General features: G+C 59.6%; 11 protein-coding genes and 7 pseudogenes. 7 read left to right on the forward strand and 11 right to left on the reverse strand.

Going from position 1 to position 15734, the window contains the following annotated elements; genetic code table 11:
• Window positions 1-210: 210 nt before the first annotated feature.
• Together tnpB and tnpC (N2604_RS06760) are read left to right on the forward strand one after the other, a co-directional pair.
• Window positions 211-642: an IS66 family insertion sequence element accessory protein TnpB gene (tnpB, locus tag N2604_RS39580; RefSeq protein WP_409241682.1), complete on the forward strand. Its 432-nt coding sequence runs from the start codon at window positions 211-213 to the stop codon at window positions 640-642.
• Window positions 611-2148 (forward strand): annotated as a pseudogene (gene tnpC / locus N2604_RS06760) (IS66 family transposase). Before tnpB ends, tnpC (N2604_RS06760) begins: the two are co-directional and overlap by 32 nt.
• Window positions 2149-2674: 526 nt before the next feature.
• Here the strand turns inward: tnpC (N2604_RS06760) and N2604_RS06765 are convergent.
• Together N2604_RS06765 and N2604_RS06770 are read right to left on the reverse strand one after the other, a co-directional pair.
• Entirely contained in the window at window positions 2675-3208 is a 534-nt protein-coding gene (locus N2604_RS06765) for an acetoacetate decarboxylase family protein (RefSeq protein ID WP_225115009.1), read from the reverse strand.
• A gap of 635 nt (window positions 3209-3843) precedes the next feature.
• Window positions 3844-4230 carry a hypothetical protein gene (locus N2604_RS06770; RefSeq protein ID WP_124163956.1) on the reverse strand — a complete coding sequence of 129 codons (387 nt, stop codon included), beginning with the start codon at window positions 4228-4230 and terminating at the stop codon, window positions 3844-3846.
• A gap of 213 nt (window positions 4231-4443) precedes the next feature.
• Between N2604_RS06770 and N2604_RS39585 the strand changes: the two genes are divergently transcribed.
• Window positions 4444-4665, forward strand: a complete 222-nt coding sequence (locus N2604_RS39585; RefSeq protein ID WP_370140868.1) for a hypothetical protein — start codon at window positions 4444-4446, stop codon at window positions 4663-4665.
• A gap of 384 nt (window positions 4666-5049) precedes the next feature.
• A pseudogene (locus N2604_RS06775) lies at window positions 5050-6138 on the forward strand (IS3 family transposase).
• Here the strand turns inward: N2604_RS06775 and N2604_RS06780 are convergent.
• Window positions 6102-7288 (reverse strand): annotated as a pseudogene (locus tag N2604_RS06780) (IS256 family transposase). The pseudogenes N2604_RS06775 and N2604_RS06780 overlap by 37 nt on opposite strands.
• A gap of 83 nt (window positions 7289-7371) precedes the next feature.
• Between N2604_RS06780 and N2604_RS06785 the strand changes: the two are divergent.
• A pseudogene (locus tag N2604_RS06785) lies at window positions 7372-7536 on the forward strand (IS3 family transposase); the annotation flags it as partial.
• Between the two features lie 19 nt (window positions 7537-7555).
• On the opposite strand, the pseudogene N2604_RS06790 reads toward N2604_RS06785, so the two are convergent.
• The 3 genes and pseudogenes from N2604_RS06790 to N2604_RS39590 form a co-directional block, all read right to left on the reverse strand.
• A pseudogene (locus tag N2604_RS06790) lies at window positions 7556-7825 on the reverse strand (DDE-type integrase/transposase/recombinase); the annotation flags it as partial.
• 970 nt (window positions 7826-8795) lie between these two features.
• Window positions 8796-9428, reverse strand: a complete 633-nt coding sequence (locus N2604_RS06795; protein WP_199752523.1) for an SDR family oxidoreductase — start codon at window positions 9426-9428, stop codon at window positions 8796-8798.
• A gap of 38 nt (window positions 9429-9466) precedes the next feature.
• Window positions 9467-10147 carry a nucleoside deaminase gene (locus N2604_RS39590; protein ID WP_124163993.1) on the reverse strand — a complete coding sequence of 227 codons (681 nt, stop codon included), beginning with the start codon at window positions 10145-10147 and terminating at the stop codon, window positions 9467-9469.
• Between the two features lie 901 nt (window positions 10148-11048).
• Here N2604_RS39590 and N2604_RS39595 point away from each other — a divergent pair.
• Both N2604_RS39595 and N2604_RS06800 read left to right on the forward strand, forming a co-directional pair.
• Complete coding sequence (locus tag N2604_RS39595) at window positions 11049-11210, forward strand: NEL-type E3 ubiquitin ligase domain-containing protein (protein ID WP_083235187.1); 162 nt, start codon at window positions 11049-11051, stop codon at window positions 11208-11210.
• A gap of 305 nt (window positions 11211-11515) precedes the next feature.
• Window positions 11516-12852: pseudogene (locus tag N2604_RS06800) on the forward strand (cystathionine gamma-synthase family protein).
• On the opposite strand, the gene N2604_RS06805 reads toward N2604_RS06800, so the two are convergent.
• The 5 genes and pseudogenes from N2604_RS06805 to N2604_RS06825 all read right to left on the reverse strand — a co-directional run bounded on the left by N2604_RS06805 (window position 12849) and on the right by N2604_RS06825 (window position 15663).
• Window positions 12849-13058, reverse strand: coding sequence for a hypothetical protein (locus N2604_RS06805; RefSeq protein WP_050996349.1), 210 nt, complete (start codon window positions 13056-13058; stop codon window positions 12849-12851). The pseudogene N2604_RS06800 and the gene N2604_RS06805 overlap by 4 nt on opposite strands.
• Window positions 13058-13210 carry a hypothetical protein gene (locus tag N2604_RS06810; RefSeq protein WP_162130879.1) on the reverse strand — a complete coding sequence of 51 codons (153 nt, stop codon included), beginning with the start codon at window positions 13208-13210 and terminating at the stop codon, window positions 13058-13060. Before N2604_RS06810 ends, N2604_RS06805 begins: the two co-directional genes overlap by 1 nt.
• Window positions 13207-13984, reverse strand: a pseudogene (tnpC, locus tag N2604_RS06815) (IS66 family transposase); the annotation flags it as partial. The gene N2604_RS06810 and the pseudogene tnpC (N2604_RS06815), both read right to left, overlap by 4 nt.
• A 76-nt stretch (window positions 13985-14060) precedes the next feature.
• Window positions 14061-15314 carry a group II intron reverse transcriptase/maturase gene (gene ltrA, locus N2604_RS06820; RefSeq protein WP_199752525.1) on the reverse strand — a complete coding sequence of 418 codons (1254 nt, stop codon included), beginning with the start codon at window positions 15312-15314 and terminating at the stop codon, window positions 14061-14063.
• A 214-nt stretch (window positions 15315-15528) separates the two neighbouring features.
• A complete protein-coding gene (locus tag N2604_RS06825; RefSeq protein WP_256436599.1) occupies window positions 15529-15663 on the reverse strand; it encodes a hypothetical protein in 135 nt (44 codons plus the stop codon).
• Window positions 15664-15734: the final 71 nt, after the last annotated feature.

The raw sequence follows: 15734 nt of genomic DNA on the forward strand, positions 1-15734 counted from the left end.
AGTGTATCGGGGATCGCCCATCTCTTCGTCTGGCGTCGCGATGCTCGGGCGAACGAACCTACCTTCGCGGCCTTCGAGTCGCGAAGTCGCGGTGGCGTGCATGTCAGAGGCAGTGATCGAGATTGCCTCCATTGGCGAGGTGATCGTGCGCGCCGGCGTGGACGCCGACGAGGCGCAGCTGCAGCGGGTGATCCGGGCGGTCCGTTCGGCATGATCCCCTCCGGCGTGAAGGTGTTCCTGGCCAGCCATCCAGTTGACTTCCGCAAGGGTACCGATGGCCTTGTTGCGCTAGATGCCGGCTCAGATCCGTTCGACGGGGCGCTTTATGTGTTCCGGGCGAAAAGGGCTGACCGAATCAAGATCGTATGGTGGCATAGCTCTGGCGTGTGCCTCTATTTGAAACGCCTTGAAAAAGCGAAGTTCTGCTGGCCGCGGAATCGGGCATCATCGGATACAGATGAATCCGCGCAGTTGATGGCCCTGGTGGACGGGATGGATGGGGAAGCGGGTCCGGGCTGTGGCGGTCACGCCGGCGGTAAGCGCTGCGACGAAGTGAATCAACGCCTGAAAGGACGAGAGAACCGGAGCAATAGGTGCTCTGGTCGGGGCAATGCCCCCGCCCGATCTCGACCTCCCGAATGACGTAGAGATGCTAAAGGCCATGGTGCTTGCCATGGCCAAAAAAGCGGCGCCTGCGATGCAATGGAGAGCGAGATCGACGATCTCAAGGCGCGCAACGCCGATGCGCGCATCGCGCGGCTGACGCAGATCCTAAAGGCCTTTGACCGCCCCCGGTTCGACCGACGATCGGAAAAGCTCGGCTCGGCGAGTATCGATGACGAACAGCAGGCTTTTGCCTTCGAGGAGATCGAGACCGGCATTGCTGCGATCAGGACACAGGTCAATAAGGGCCGCGAGCGGGGCGGGTGGCAAACGCGCACCTCGTCGGCGCAAGGGCTTTGCATCGCATCTGGAACGGATCGGGGTTGTCATCGAGCCGGAAGCGTTAGCTGAGCATGCCGGCAAGCAGAAGGTGCTCATCGGCGAGGACGTGTCGAAGCGTCTGGATGTGGAGCCGGCGAAGTTCCCCGTCATCGTCACACGCCGTCCCAAGTATGCCTTCAAGAACGAGGACAGCGTGATCCAGGCGCCGGGCCCAGATCGCCGTCTCCAGTACGTCGATGGCCAACCGCTCTACCGGCAGGAAGCCATCTATGCCCGCGATCAGGTCGAACTTGACAGCCAGCTGGTGGCGCAATGGATGGGCAAGCTCGGCTTCAAGCTGGAGATCGTGGCCGACTACATCTTCAGCGAGGTAAAAAAGGCCGGACGGATCTGTGCCGACGAGACCACCTTGCCGACGCTCGCTCCGGCTCCGGATCGACGAAGACGACCTGCTTATGGGGCTATGCCCGAGATGATGGAACCTTTGCTGGCAGCGCCCCCCGATCGTGGCGTATCGCTTCGAAGACAGCCGCTCCGGCGAACGTGCGGCCCGGCATCTCAATGGTTATCGCGGCATCCCTGCAGGCTGGTGGATACGCCGCCTATACCAAGTTGGCGCGACCCGATCGCGGAATGATCGGCATCACCTTGGCCGGCTGCTGGTCACACAGCAGGCCCCAAGTTCTATGAGCTGCATGCTGCAGGAAGCTCGAAAGTGGCAACGACGACAGTCGAACGGATGGCAAAGCTCTGGCAGGTTGAGAAGACCGTGCGCGGCCAAAGCCCCGACGCACGCGTTGCCGCGCGCCAGCAAGCCTCCGGGGCGGTCGTCGCAGGTCTCTTCGATCTCTGGCAGCACACCTTGCGGCGGATCTCCGGGAAATCAAAGCTGGCCGAGGCAATCCGCTATGCCGTCTCACGTGGCTCCCTCTTCGAACGCTTCCTCACCGACGGCCACATTGAGCTGGACTCCAACATCGTCGAGCGCGCCATCACGCCACAGACAATTACAAGAAAAATAGCCTCTTCGCGGGCAGCGACGGCGGCGGACAACCTGGGGGACCATCGCAACACTGCTGCATAGGGCGAGAATGAACAACGTCGATCCGTTCGCTTGGCTCGTCCTAAACACTTCACCGTATCACCAATGGCTGGCCGAGTAGCGAAATCGACGCGCTCATGCCATGGAACCATGCCGCGTGACGGCCGCAGCTTGCCGCTTACACCCCGACGGCTGCAATTGAACATTGAACTTGCATCGAAGCATATCACACATTTCTACAGCTAGAAGAAGGTTGGACTGTCACGAAGGCTTGGCCGGCATGTGCGAGCCGATCCGCGCCCAGCAATCGGCCGAGCGACGGAGGCGATGGGCTTGTCGCTTCACGATGGCGCGCCAGTCAGACCTGCGCAGATGCGTGGGCAAAAGCCTTGCGATGGGACATTCGCCGGAGCAGATCGCCGGCGGCTGGTGCTGAAGCATGGTCGCGCCATCATCAGCCATGAGTCAATCTATCGTTTCATCTAACGTCGGACGGCCCAGAACGATTACTGGTACCCCTGCTGCCACGTCACAAGAAAATACGAGGGCACCCCCGGCAGAGACCTGGATAAAACTTAGGGCAAGGTCACCAGGACTTCTAACTGGATAAGTTGAGGCAAACTCATTCCTCATTCTGTTAGCCTGAATTGATCTCCCGACAAGACACCGATGGCCTGGAGTCTAGAGTCATACTCCTCGCACGTGCCGAGCAGAGTATCCGCGACTGACAAATTGTGCACGGGATCGATGAGTGGGGGGTCGTAAGTTAGGGAAACCGGGCCAGTAGAAAGTACTTCGTCGCCCCGTTCGGTCTCGTCGGAACCTTTGGTCCGTACACCATTTCACGAGTTGCGTTGCGGCTCCCTTTCCGGACTCTGTTAAGGGGGGCAGATGGGGAACCGAATAGAAGTTCGTCCGGGTAGAATACATCTGTCCCGCACCGGAGCGTTGATTTGGTTGAGCATGGATGGTTAGCAGACGCTTGCCAGCCGGACGTTCGAGCGTGCCCTGAATTAGACCGTCTTCCCATGTCATTCTGATGTGCCAGCTTTTTGGAGAGCCAAGGACCTCCCGCCCCGAAGCGAGCGCTGCATCATGCGTTGTCACATAGATGTAGGGAATGTAGTAGCCGGTCTGCCCGCCAAGATCGCGAACTTGGATTCCTGAGTAGTGCTCTAAATACGGTCCGACTGTGCTTAAGCCATAGCACGCTATGCCCACCGCACCGCACCCGACGGGCCGATCACCGGCTCGCCTTCAGAGCCTGGACGATCGACGCAATCATCGTCGGGTCCGCACCACGGCCGGCCCGGATCGTGATGCCCTCAACTTCGATCTCGATGACTATCCCCCCTGGCTTGCAGCGTACCGCTTTGCGCTCACGCGCCCAAGAGCTGGCGCCGGCACTACGGCATCCACCACCGCCGGCACAAACTGTACTTCTTTTGCTTCGGAATGACCGCCCGGTGCTTCTCGCAACTGACGGCGCCTGCCAAACAACTGCTGCGGCGACAATCCAAGCCGTCGCAGACCGAGTCGCCACTCGCTGCGATCTCCGCAAAACTCCGAGCCTTGTCCTCGTCGCTCCACTTCCGCCGAAGGCCCGCTCCGGTTGAAGATCTCGAGGCGCCGCACCGGCTCCGTGATAGCAGTATGCACTGTGTCCATTCTAAGCCTAACGGTCCAAAACGAACCGCAGGCTCGCAGATCACCCCGTCATTCGGTAGATGGCCCCTGAACGGCCCCTTACGGCCGCTCGATGCGCCCTGGAGTTATGGTCGGAGCTTTTTTTGACGCAAAGCCTGTTTAGAGCTACAAAAGGTTTTTAGGTGCGGGTCTACAAGCAAACGGCTGATCTATGGTCCTTCGATTCGGGCATACGTTTCGATGATGTGGTTGGCAGTAAGCGAGTAGTCTTGCGTTCTGGCCCCAGCAATAGCCAACAGACGACGGCATGAAGGAAGTGTTAAGCGAGAGCTAATATTAAACCGCGGGTACATCCCTCGAATTCGTGGGTGCAATTCGGCTGCAACGCGTACATCAGACGATGCAACGAACCTACCGCCCCAAATTTCAATGATCTCCTTTAAAGGGTGTCCCGCTCTCAACTTCTTCTTTGTTGTTATTTGCGCGTCCAGCCATTGATAGGCAATCCGGACGCTATCATCATCCTCGTGGAGACAATTGTCATCTTGATAGTTGACGCGAGTTTTTGCGTTGGCAATTTCAGCTGCTGTGAGCATGTTGAAAGCTCCTCTGATACGACTTTCTGTACGGCCGCGAAGCGTCCTTGCGAATTTAGCCTCCGCACTGGTCCGTGAGTTACTATCATGTCTGGTAGTTGGAGCGCTTACTCGCCAATTCCATTCACCTACTTCTGACGTTCTCGCTCACGGCGCTTGATCGATCCGATTCCCGGGATTGGTCTCATAACGGCCCCGGCTCTCGCCGCGACCGTGCCGGACGCGACCATCTTCCGCTCCGCGCGGGAGTTCGCGGCCTGGCTTGGCCGGAGGCCTAAGCGGAATTCCACCGCCGGGAACGGACGGGCTAGATCGGATTACGAAACAGGGCGATTCCTATCTCAGGTACTTGCTAGACATCGGAACACGCAAGGTCGTTCGGTATCCAAAGGGCTGGTCCTGGGCCGGACGTGGCTGTATCGAAGCCCTGCTTGAACGGCAGCGGCCCATGGTCCTTGCCATCGCGTTGCCATCAAGTTGGCCACGGATGGTGTGAGGGCAAATGACAGCATGATGGACACCGGCGGAGCTGGACATCGAGCAAGCCCGAAGAGCTTTAGGCGCAACAAGCGCGACCCGTTGATGAGACCTCGATCCGCGATCTCCATCCAGGGCCAGCGGCCATCGCATCGGTCGCACTAACACGCTATATCCATGCACGCACCCGGCCAGTATCCAAAGTGCTGCTGAAATCCCTTGCATCAGCGGGGCTGCCTATACCTAAAGCTCTCGATGAAAGCGTTCTGCAAGGGCTTTGACCTTGCCCCCGGGGCTTAATCCAGTTTGAAGTTCGTTCTGGCCCACAACGAGGACCAGAGCATGAAGCGTAGCGGCTTTACGGAAGAGCAGATTATCGGGATCTTGAAGGAGCACGAGGCCGGGGTGTCGGTCGCCGATCTATGCCGCAAGCACGGCGTGAGCGACGCCAGCATCTACAAATGGAAGGCCAAGTACGGCGGGATGGACGTCTCCGAGGCCAAGCGGCTGAGGACGCTGGAGGACGAGAACACGAAGCTGAAGCGGCTCCTGGCTGACGCCATGCTGGACAATGCGGCGTTGAAGGACCTTTTGGGAAAGAAGTGGTGACGCCCGCGGCCAAGCGGAAGGCTGTCGCGCATCTCGTGGATGCCCACGGGATGAGCGAACGGCGGGCGTGTAAAGCCATAGGCTGCTGCCGCATGACCATGAGATATCGGACGACCCGAGCGGATGATGCCGGCGTTCGCCAGCGCATGAAGGCGATCGCCCAGGAGCGCCGCCGCTTCGGCTATCGGCGCCTGCATGTTCTGCTCAAGCGGGAGGGCTTTGCGATCAACCACAAGAAGCTATTCCGGCTGTACCGGGAAGAGAAGTTGGTGGTGCGCCGCCGTGGCGGCCGCAAGCGGGCGATCGGGACCCGGGCGCTGATGACGGTGCCGATGGCACCGAACGACCGCTGGTCACTGGACTTCGTCTCCGATCAGCTCACGGATGGCCGCCGCTTCCGCATCTTGACCGTGGTCGATGACTGTACCCGCGAGTGCTTGGCGCTGGTGGCCGATACCTCGCTCTCCGGGGCCCGGGTGGCGCGGGAGTTGGATCGGCTGGTCATGGAGCGCGGCAAGCCAAAGATGGTGGTCAGCGACAACGGCACCGAACTTACCAGCAACGCCATCCTGACCTGGGCCGATCGGAGCCGCGTCGCCTGGCATTATATCGCTCCGGGCAAGCCCATGCAGAATGGCTTCATCGAAAGCTTCAACGGTCGGCTCCGGGATGAATTGCTGAACGAGACGCTGTTCACGTCGCTGGCTCAGACCCGCGTCGTGGCTCGCCGATTATAACTACACACGACCGCACTCGGTACTGTCCAGAATCTTTCGCACTTTTGATCAGGCGACGGCTCCGGTTTCAGAGAGTTGTGGCTGATAGAGCGGTCGCATGTTCATGTAGCATTGGTCGACCACGCCGTTCCGGCAATGTGCCGCAGCCGGGCCGCCGCTAAGTTGAGACAGGATTGACCGTCGGGGAAGGCGCCGACGACACGGGTTCGTCGCCGGATCTCCTTCATGATGCGCTCGAGCGGATTGTTCGTTCGAATCTTCCGCCAATGGATGTCCGGAAAGGCATAGTAGGCGAGCGTCTCGTGAACCGCCTGCTCGACGAGATCAGCAGCTTTGGCCATACGGCTGGCCCGCAGATCCGCGATGACGGTCCTGGCTTTCTCGTCGGCCGCGGCGCGGCTCTCCTGGGCATGAATGGCCTTGAGCATGTGGCTCACCTCGCGGACCCGGGTCGACGGCACGTGGCTGAAGACATTGCGATAAAAATGCACCATGCAGCGTTGATAGCGTGCCTCCGGCAGATAATCCGCAACGCTTTCGACAAGACCTCGGCACGCGTCGGAAACCACCAGCTGCACGCCCTTGAGACCGCGATCGACGAGATGCCGCAGAAACGAGGACCAGCCGGATTTGTCCTCCTTGGCGCCTTCACAGATGCCGAGGATCTCCCGGAACCCCTCAGCATTGACCGCCGAGGCCACCAGCAGCGACACGTTGCGAACCTCACCAGCCCAGCTGCGCTTCATCACGATGCCGTCGAGGTAGAGATACGGATGCTCGCCTTCGATCCTGCGATTCCGCCACGCCTCGATCTTGGTATAGATCTTCTTGTTCAGGTTCGACACTGTGCTCGGGCTGACCCGGGTGCCCCACAGCGCCTCCGTGATGTCTTCGACCCGCCGAACCGAAATCCCGGCCAGATACATCTCGATCAGCGCCTCCTCAACCGAGCTCTCCCGCCTCCGGTAGCGCTCGATAATCGCCGTCTCGAAGGTTTGCCGCCGTAGCTTCGGAACCTTCAGATTGACGTCGCCCGCCTTGGTCTGCAGCGTTCGCTCGTAGCTGCCTGCCCGCGTGTCCTGCCGCGCCGGGCTGCGCTCATACCGCCCAGCACCGCACAGCTGGTCCGCTTCGGCCTCCAGCATCGCGTTCAGTGTCTCTTCCACTGTCCCGCGGACCATCTCGCCCAGGTGATCTCGAATCCGGGCCTCATCAATTTGGATCACCTGACCCATGGCATTCCCATCGTTCATTCAAAGCTCCTTCATTCTAGAAGAAGCCGTCAATCCTGAAAGTGCGAAAGACTCTGTACGTTATCCCGCACTCACAGCTCGGATGGAAGACACCCTCCGAGTTCGCCTTCACCTGCCACCCGCGCCGGGATCTGGCGCTGCGCTATGCCGATGGCTCCGCGCCAGCTCCCGTCGCTACCACCGCCCAACTGGGCAAATCCAATGGCTTGAGCGAACTCAGAACTGGATAAAATCTGGGGGCAAGGTCAGCTTGCCTCGCGCGAGGTAGTGCCAAGCGACGCGGCTCTGATCCGCCCACGTCAGAACGGCATTGCTGGCGAGTTGAGTGCCGTTTTTGCTGACCACCGTGTTAGGCTTGCCGCGCTCGGTGATCAGGCGGCTCCAGTTCCCGTGTCACGCGGGTGCCCGAGAGCGAGGTATCGGCCACCAGCGCCAGACACTCGCGGGTGCTATGGTCGACCACGGTCAGAATGCGGAGCGACGGCCGTCGGTGATCTGATCTGACACGAAGTCGCGCGAGACGATTTTTGGGGGCCGTCGCGCCATCGTCTGGGCCCTGGCGACGAGGTCTTTCCCGCGACGCGACATCAGCCGTGCTGGGTGGTAAAACTGAATATGCGATAGCCTTACAGCAGCTGCCAGAGCACCGCTTTGTGATCGAAGGTGAAGATGGGATGGCGCATGAATGACATTTTGCGCGCAGCGGCACCGCGCGATTTGGTACTCCTCGATTCCACGTCGCGCGCTACTTGTGAGAACAACGACTCTTCAAAGCTGGCTTGACGCGCGCCTTGTTCGTCCACGACTGACCGAGTTCATACTCTTGCCATGGCCGGCGATTACGTAGCGGCGCGTCTTGCGGTAAACTATGCGTTCGATTGCCCAACTCGCCATCGTTCCTCACGGTAGCACCACGACTTGATCCGAACCGCGTTGCCGCGCCCTCTCTACTGCCGCCCTGCGCGCCCTGGGGAACATCAATGGAATCTCCGTCCTGAACTCATAGTCTTTCGCCGAAATACTGGGCGATATGATCCGGAAGCGCCAATAGCGGCGCCCCCTTGGCTTCTTCCCGTACTCGCGCTCCCACCGCGAAGTGTCAATCCGCACATCACTCATGTTGGTGCTGATAGCCTCAAAGATTACAACCTTTCCCAGCGGCCTGCTCCAGGGCGTCAACTCATTCGGCTGGTCGGCAAGCTCAAGCACCTGCGTTCCGCAAAGCTGCCCCGCGCACCGTTGCGGTCTGGGCCGCAATCGCACACCCACTCGACGCCTTCACCTCCGACAATGTGCCGATTACCTCAGAGCTTCAGGCTATCGAACTTAATGCCATTACTCCTTATTGCGGTCGAGCCATCATCGCATGACGATGAGCCTTTTCTTCCTCAGACAGCACCTTGTTCAGACGTGTAGCCTCTCGGGTGGCTTCATCGCCCCCCTATCACGCAGGTTTCGCCAGTAAGGAGGGCGTGATAGCCTTGGCGTGCTACAAGGGCCGGATCGTTCTTCCAGTTATTGTCAGCAAATGCTGTCGATCCCATGCCGGCCTTAGCATGGAATGCCGTTGCGGTGGCTCCCGGCTGCAAGATGGTGATCCCGACATTCGTGCCAACCAGTTCTTCGCGCAGGCTGTGGCCGAAGGACGACAGGAATGCCTTCGAGGGACCGTAAACTGTCTCATAAGCGTAGGCGTAGTGGCGGAGAGCGAGCTGACAAACAGAAACTTCCCACCCCCGCTCTTGATCATGCCTGGCAGTAGGGCATAAATCAAACGGACCGGGGAGATGACGTCCAAACTAATCAGATCCAAATGCCGTTCCAGCGGAATTTCAAGAAATGCGCCACCGATGGAAATCCCTGCGTTTAGCACCGCAATCTTCAATGGCCGCTCAGTATCCCATACTACTTTGATGACAACTTCGTTGCCCTCCGCCGTAGTCAGATCGGAGCTGAAAGCAATCACCTCAGCGCCGAGCGACCGGAGTTCACTAGCCGCGTGCTGAACACGATCACTGAAACCTGAGATTACCAGATCGTGACCGTCCTTAGCCAGAAGTAGGGCCAGTTCAAGCCCGATGCCGGATGATCCGCCGGTTACAAGAGCAAGCGGTTTTGTCATTCAATTTCCTTTGTCTTGGAAGGCGATTGTCGCGTCGGTTATTCGGGAAGGATTGACTTCGAACTCGGACGAGAGCGCAAAAAGGCCTTGCTAATCGAAAGGGCCGGCGCAGCGAAAAAGGCGGTCAAGCCGCTCCAGGATACGATGGGCCGCGGTGCGGACGCATGGCGTTCAGGCAACTCCGCTGCCGGTCCAAAGCAACCTCTTCGTTTCATGTATCGCCAAGCAATCGGGTTCCAGTCACGCCAGACCTGCTCGGCTCGCGCTGACAACAGTCCGGACACGATTTCCGGCGGACTTCCAAAAACCTCAGGCAGTTTACTGGATAGATGCTCGTCCTTCAGTACGGTCCATTTCGAGTATCCGCCCATCACCGGAGAGGAAAGCGCGAAGACCACCCGACTTATTCGCGCCTCTCTGGTAGGAAACGAACACATCGGGCACGGCTCGACGATCGAATACAAAGTACAATCTGGCAGACGTTTTCGCTTCAGACTCTTTTGTGCCCGAGAAAGCGCGACTAGCTCCGCGTGTCTAGTTACGTCGCCTTCCGACGAAACGCAATTTGTCGCCTCGGCAACGATCTCTCCTTTAGAAACAATGACAGCCCCGAACGGCAGCTCTCCGTGCTCCGCACCGCGCCGAGCGAGCTCTAGGCACCACTCTATCATTGCCAGATCTTGAGCGTAAGCTTCCGGCATACTCATGAGCGTCAGCATCGGTAAGGGAACCACAACCACTGGCCGGACCGAATATTTCCCCAACTGCGATGATGAGAGTATGGACTCGCGTATAGGGTTGATGTTCGTGAGAGGCGGTCTTCATGCATCGCAACGGAGATCATTGTAAATAGCCCAGATGGAGTGCGGGAAATATAGCGACAGATGAAAGCTGGCATAGTGGAGAGAGCAAACAGGGCGTTGCACTCATTGCCACGGATCGCGAGAGAACTAGTCTGATCAAATCGTCACATCGCTAACCGCCTAGGCAAACGAAGTGCTCATGAACGAGAGCAAGGACGCGTTTGGTCCGCTTCCGCCGACGTTAGGCCGCGGATATCCGGATCGGGGTCTTGTCAGTCGTGGCTTGGACGAGCCTAGTGGCATGGATAGCGTCATCCTTTCTTGGTAGCTTTCGCCGGCCGTGGCGATATTGAGACCATCCCATTTAGTTCTGGTTCAGCGATTGGCCCTATCGTAGAGTGTTCAACGCCATTCTTCGTGCCATCCGTCTCCGACCTCGGGCAACTCGCACCCGCATTAGACCGCATCGCGTGACTTACAACCACTACCAGAAACGGTGGTTCAGAGCTGCCCTGATTGTCTAAACCGAGTTTCCGCATCGATAGGTGGAGCCTCTGACGGTGCTAGGCCGCCATGCGGAGTGGTAGCGTAAGCGGAAAGGGGCTTTCAGGTCACTTGGTCTGTCGACCTTTCTCATCGACCACCACCCCGTAACATTCCGCCCTGATCGCCCTTGTTTCAGCTTATCGGACCGTGGGCCTGACCTCGCGGGATGTCAGTAACTTCGTTGCGGCGAAAGCATTGCGCGCTCGGCGGGAAAGCTCGGCGTCACAATCGCTTGATCCTTCCTGAGATCTGAAACTATCCAGCAGCACTTATGCGCTTATTTGAAGTTTCCGGCGTCACCGACGCTGACGTTGACAGTGCAGAGATAACCGTGCGGAGTAAGGAGGCGGCGGAATTTGCTGACTATCTGGCGACGGACTGGCAACCTTGGGACGATGCAAGGAAATTGCCTGCGAGATCAAGGGCGCTCTAAGGGGTAGGGTGCTCGATGGTCACGGCCTCAGGCTGTGAAGCAGCTTTTGTTAGTTCGCATGAGGCATAGCGCTGTACGTCAGGGCTGCGGAGCGCCGGCCTAGACGCCGGCGCATTGCTCAGGTCAGCTGCTAAAATGTGTGCAAGTAGCGGTGAGAGTCGGACTCGCTTCCCCGATGCCGCAACTGCGCGAAGACCGCCGCAAAACAGGGAGCCCAAAAAGGCCGGGCTCGATTGTGTGACCACCGCCGTGTACCACCGATTCGGCCCGCAACGCGGGGCAAGCATCAGAACAGCGAGGCAACCATGGTAAATCCGTTCCCGTCGAAGACCCATATCGGCAACCATATGCTGCATCCGGAAACCCTGATGCTGACCTATGGCTATGATCCGCAATTGTCGGAGGGCGCCATCAAGCCGCCGGTGTTCCTGACCTCGACCTTCGTGTTCAAGACCGCCGAAGACGGCCAGGACTTCTTCGATTACGTCCCCGGCCGGCGTGAGCCGCCAGAAGGCATGGCGCGGGCCTGGTTTATTCACGCTTCAACCATCCCAACAGCGAGATCGTGGAGGACAGGCTCGCGGTCTACGAGCGCACCGAGAGCTGTGCGCTGTTCTCCTCGGGCATGGCGGCGATCGCGACCACGATCCTGGCCCTTCGTCCGGCCCGGCGACGTCATCCTGCACTCTCAGCCGCTCTATGGCGGCACGGAGACCCTGCTGACGAACACGCTTGCGCGTCTGTCGATCGGCGCGGTCGGCTTTGCCGACGGCATCGATGAAGCCCCCGTCAGGCAGGCGCGGAGGAGGCGACGGGGAGGGGACGGGGAGGGGACGGGTTTCGATGATCCTGATCGAGACGCCCGCCAATCCGACCAACGGCCTCGTCGACCTCGCAATGATCCGCCGCATCGTCGATGCCATCGGCAAGGCGCAGGGACACACGCCGATCATCGCCTGCGACAACACGCTGCTCGGGCCGGTGTTTCAGCGGCCGATCGAGCACGGCGCGGACCTGTCGCTGTATTCGCTGAGCAAGTATGTCGGCGCCATTCCGACCTGATCGCGGGCGCCGCGCTCGGATCGAAAGCGATCATGAAAGGCATCAAGGCGCTGCGCGGCGCCATCGGCACCCAGCTCGATCCGCATTCCTGCTGGATGATCAACCGCTCGCTCGAGACGCTCAGCCTGCGGATGAAGAAAGCCGATGCGAATGCGCGGCTCGTGGCGGACTTTTTGCGCGACCACCCGAAGGTCGCCAAGGTGCATTACCTCGGTCATCACGAGCAGGACTCGCTCTCCGGCGCCGCGTGTTCGCGCGGCAATGCCTCGGCGCGGGGGCGACGTTCTCGTTCGACATCGTCGGCGGCACGGAGGCGGCGGTGAAATTCCTGAACGCGCTGCAGATCCTCAAGCTTGCGGTGAGCCTGGGGCCACGGAATCGCTTGCAAGCCTGCCGGCGACGATGACCCATTCCGGCGTTCCCCGCCGACATTCGCCAAAAGATCGGCGTGCTCGATTCACGAGGGCCGCATAACATTCATTCGGAAATGCCGGCCCGACGTAGTTCAACATTGATCGGGACATCCCCCCGCAACAGTTTTCGAGGGTCACTTTACCGGGTCCACCCTGTACCCTTCTAGTCGTTCTGCACCAGTCCAATGATGTAGACTGGCAGCACGGGCCGATCTGCCGGGAGCAGCCAGTGCGGGGAAACGAAGCGCTCGAACTCTCTAGCGTACGCATCCGGCGTAGGCCGCAGGCTGGTTGGATCATTTCCGTTGCCAACGGCCTGCACACCATCTTCGCCGACGCCATAGACCCAGATCAGGCCGTCCTCGATCTCCATTATAGAACCTGACGAGCTCGATCAGGTTTTCGATGCCAAAGTCGGTGAACGCCGATGGTAATGTCGCGCAGCCAGTCTTCGTCTTCACCGAGGTCTTTTGCGACCTGGGTGAGGGTGGTGACGTGATGAACTTTGTTGACGTGCGTGGTCATGCCGCTCGAGCGGGGAACGCAGATGCCGGCGTCCAATTCCAGGGCAGAAGCTCGTCCAGCCGGTGAGCTGGGCGGACGGCGATGCAGGCAAGGATATCCGTGAGCCAGGCCTGCGGATCGACGCCATTCATTTTGGCCGTGATGATCAAGCTATACATGGACGCCGCGCGCCGTCCGCCGCGATCAGAGCCGCAGAACAACCAGGATTTTCGTCCAAGAGCGATGCCTCGCAAGCCTCTTTCGGCGGCATTGTTGGAGAGACAGACTCGTCCGTCCTGCAGGAACAGCGTGAAGCTCGCCCATCGCTTCAGGATGTAGTTGAACGCCTTGGCCAGGTCGTGCCCACGGGACAGCTTGGCGAGCTGCTCCCGCATATAGACCTGCAGATCCTCGACCAGAGGCCGGCTTAGCGTCCGTCGCATCTCCAGACGCTCTTCGGGGCTCCTGCTTGCCGGTGGCCTTGCGACGCGCATTCTCTTCGATATCGGCCATGGCGAAGAACGGGCGCCGCGCATGGACCCAACACGCCGCTTCCCGGATCGGTCCAGGGTGGCGTCCCGCCAGATAGAGCTGGTTGTACCCGTCATAGGCGTCGGCCTGCAGGATGCCGGCATACCCCGCCAGATGCGCCTGGGGATGCTCGCCCCTACGGTCGCGGGAGTAGTAGAATATCGCCGCCGGCGGCCCGGCGCCGCCAAACGGCCGATCGTCCCGGACGTAGATCCAGCACCGTGCCGTATCGGTCTTGCCCTTGGCCAGCACCGGCACCGTCGGGTGAGTAGGCCGGAGGGATTTCACCTCCAGCCTCTCGCAGAACCGGGCGTGAGACTCTCGCCTCACCCGGCTCCCATCAGGCAAGCTTGCCGCCATCGCCGAGTTGCCAATGCACAAAGAGCCTGCGGTTCTCACGCGCGATCTTCTCCAGGAAGAGACGCGCGCGTCCCAAGCGGTGATGGAAGCGCTTGTACTTTCGCTTCAACCAGATAGCCAACGTCTGGTTGATGTAGCGCGCCAAAGGATAGAGCGCCGAACGCGTATATTGCCCATAATAAGCGATCCACCCCCTAACCATCGGGTTTAGCTCGCGGGCAATATCGTCCAAAGTCACCTCGGTTCGCTTGCGAAGTTTCAAGCTTCGGATCGTCGCTCGCATGGCATTCAGCGCTGGTTTGCTGACCGCCGGAGTGAACCCGCAGAACATCCTCTGCGAACGCGGCCGCAGGACCGATCGCGGCCGGAAGCAATAACCGAGAAAGTCAAACATGACCGTCTCAGTCTTGCCCCGGCGTCGGTCGTCCTTGCAGTAGACGATCCTCGTCTTCGTAGGATGCAGTTCCAGGCAGCACTCTGCCAGCCGAGCCTGGAGCGCTTCGCGAATGCTTTGCGCCTCCATCTCATTCCGACAATGTACCAACCCGTCATCTGCATACCGACACCACCGGAGATCGGGGAACATCCGTGCCATCCAGAGATCAAATGCATAGTGCATGAAGAGGTTGGCGAGGATCGGGCTCACCACGCCCCCTTGTGGGGTACCGCGGCTTCGCTCGATTATCGTTCCATCCTCTTGCACCATCGGCGCTGTCAGCCATCTTTCAATGTAGAGCAGCGCCCATGCGCACGTCACATGTTTCCGGACGGCCCGCAGCAGACGCTCGTGGTCGATATTATCGAACAGTCCCTTGATGTCGAACTCCAGAACCCAATCGTACTTCCAGCACCGCTGTCGCGTTACGCCTACGGCATCGAGAGCCGATTTACCGGGTCTGTAGCCGTAAGAATCCGCCAGAAAGATTGCGTCGAGAGCCGGCTCAATTAGTTGTTTGACAACCGTCTGTGCCACGCGGTCTGCCACAGTGGGCACCCCGAGGATCCTTTGGCCCCCACTCTTCTTTGGAATGGAGACGGCGCGAACAGGCGGCGGGAAGTAGGCGCCTGAGCTCATTCGATTCCAAATCTTGTAGAGATTGCTCTTCAAGTCGGACTCGAACTGCTCAATCGTCACTCCGTCGACACCGGCTGCGCCACCATTGGATCGCACCTGCAGATATGCTTCGTACACCTCTCTCTTGTCGATGTTGAACGGTTTGCTCGGCTGGTTCACCGTCGTCCTCCTGTTGTCAGTTGCGACGGTGGCCAGCCCTCCTGATCCGATCCCTTTGCTCCGGCCCCATTACGAGCCTTCGTCGCTAATACGGATCGGTCCGTCCCAGTGCTCCGCGTCGGTAATCTCGCCTCGCGGTCTTCTCCGCTTGTGCTTCTCCCTTTCCATCGGAGCGACTGGTTCCTGCAGTTCCGCGGCAGCGCCTGCATCCGATTCACGCCCCCTCAACGCCGGTCGCCGCCCGCCCGGTCATCAGGCTTCCGGCGGGCTCATCCCAGAGGGACGACACACCTCTGGTTTTGACGACGATTTCCACGTTACGACGGTTCATCGGCGGGTTCATTTTCATTCGTCTCTCGGACGCCTATCCGTTCGGGTATTCCCGACCGTTGGCTTCAACGCTCACGACCGCGCCTCTTA

The sequence above is a fragment of the Bradyrhizobium sp. CB1015 genome (assembly GCF_025200925.1).
Taxonomy (GTDB): Bacteria; Pseudomonadota; Alphaproteobacteria; order Rhizobiales; family Xanthobacteraceae; genus Bradyrhizobium.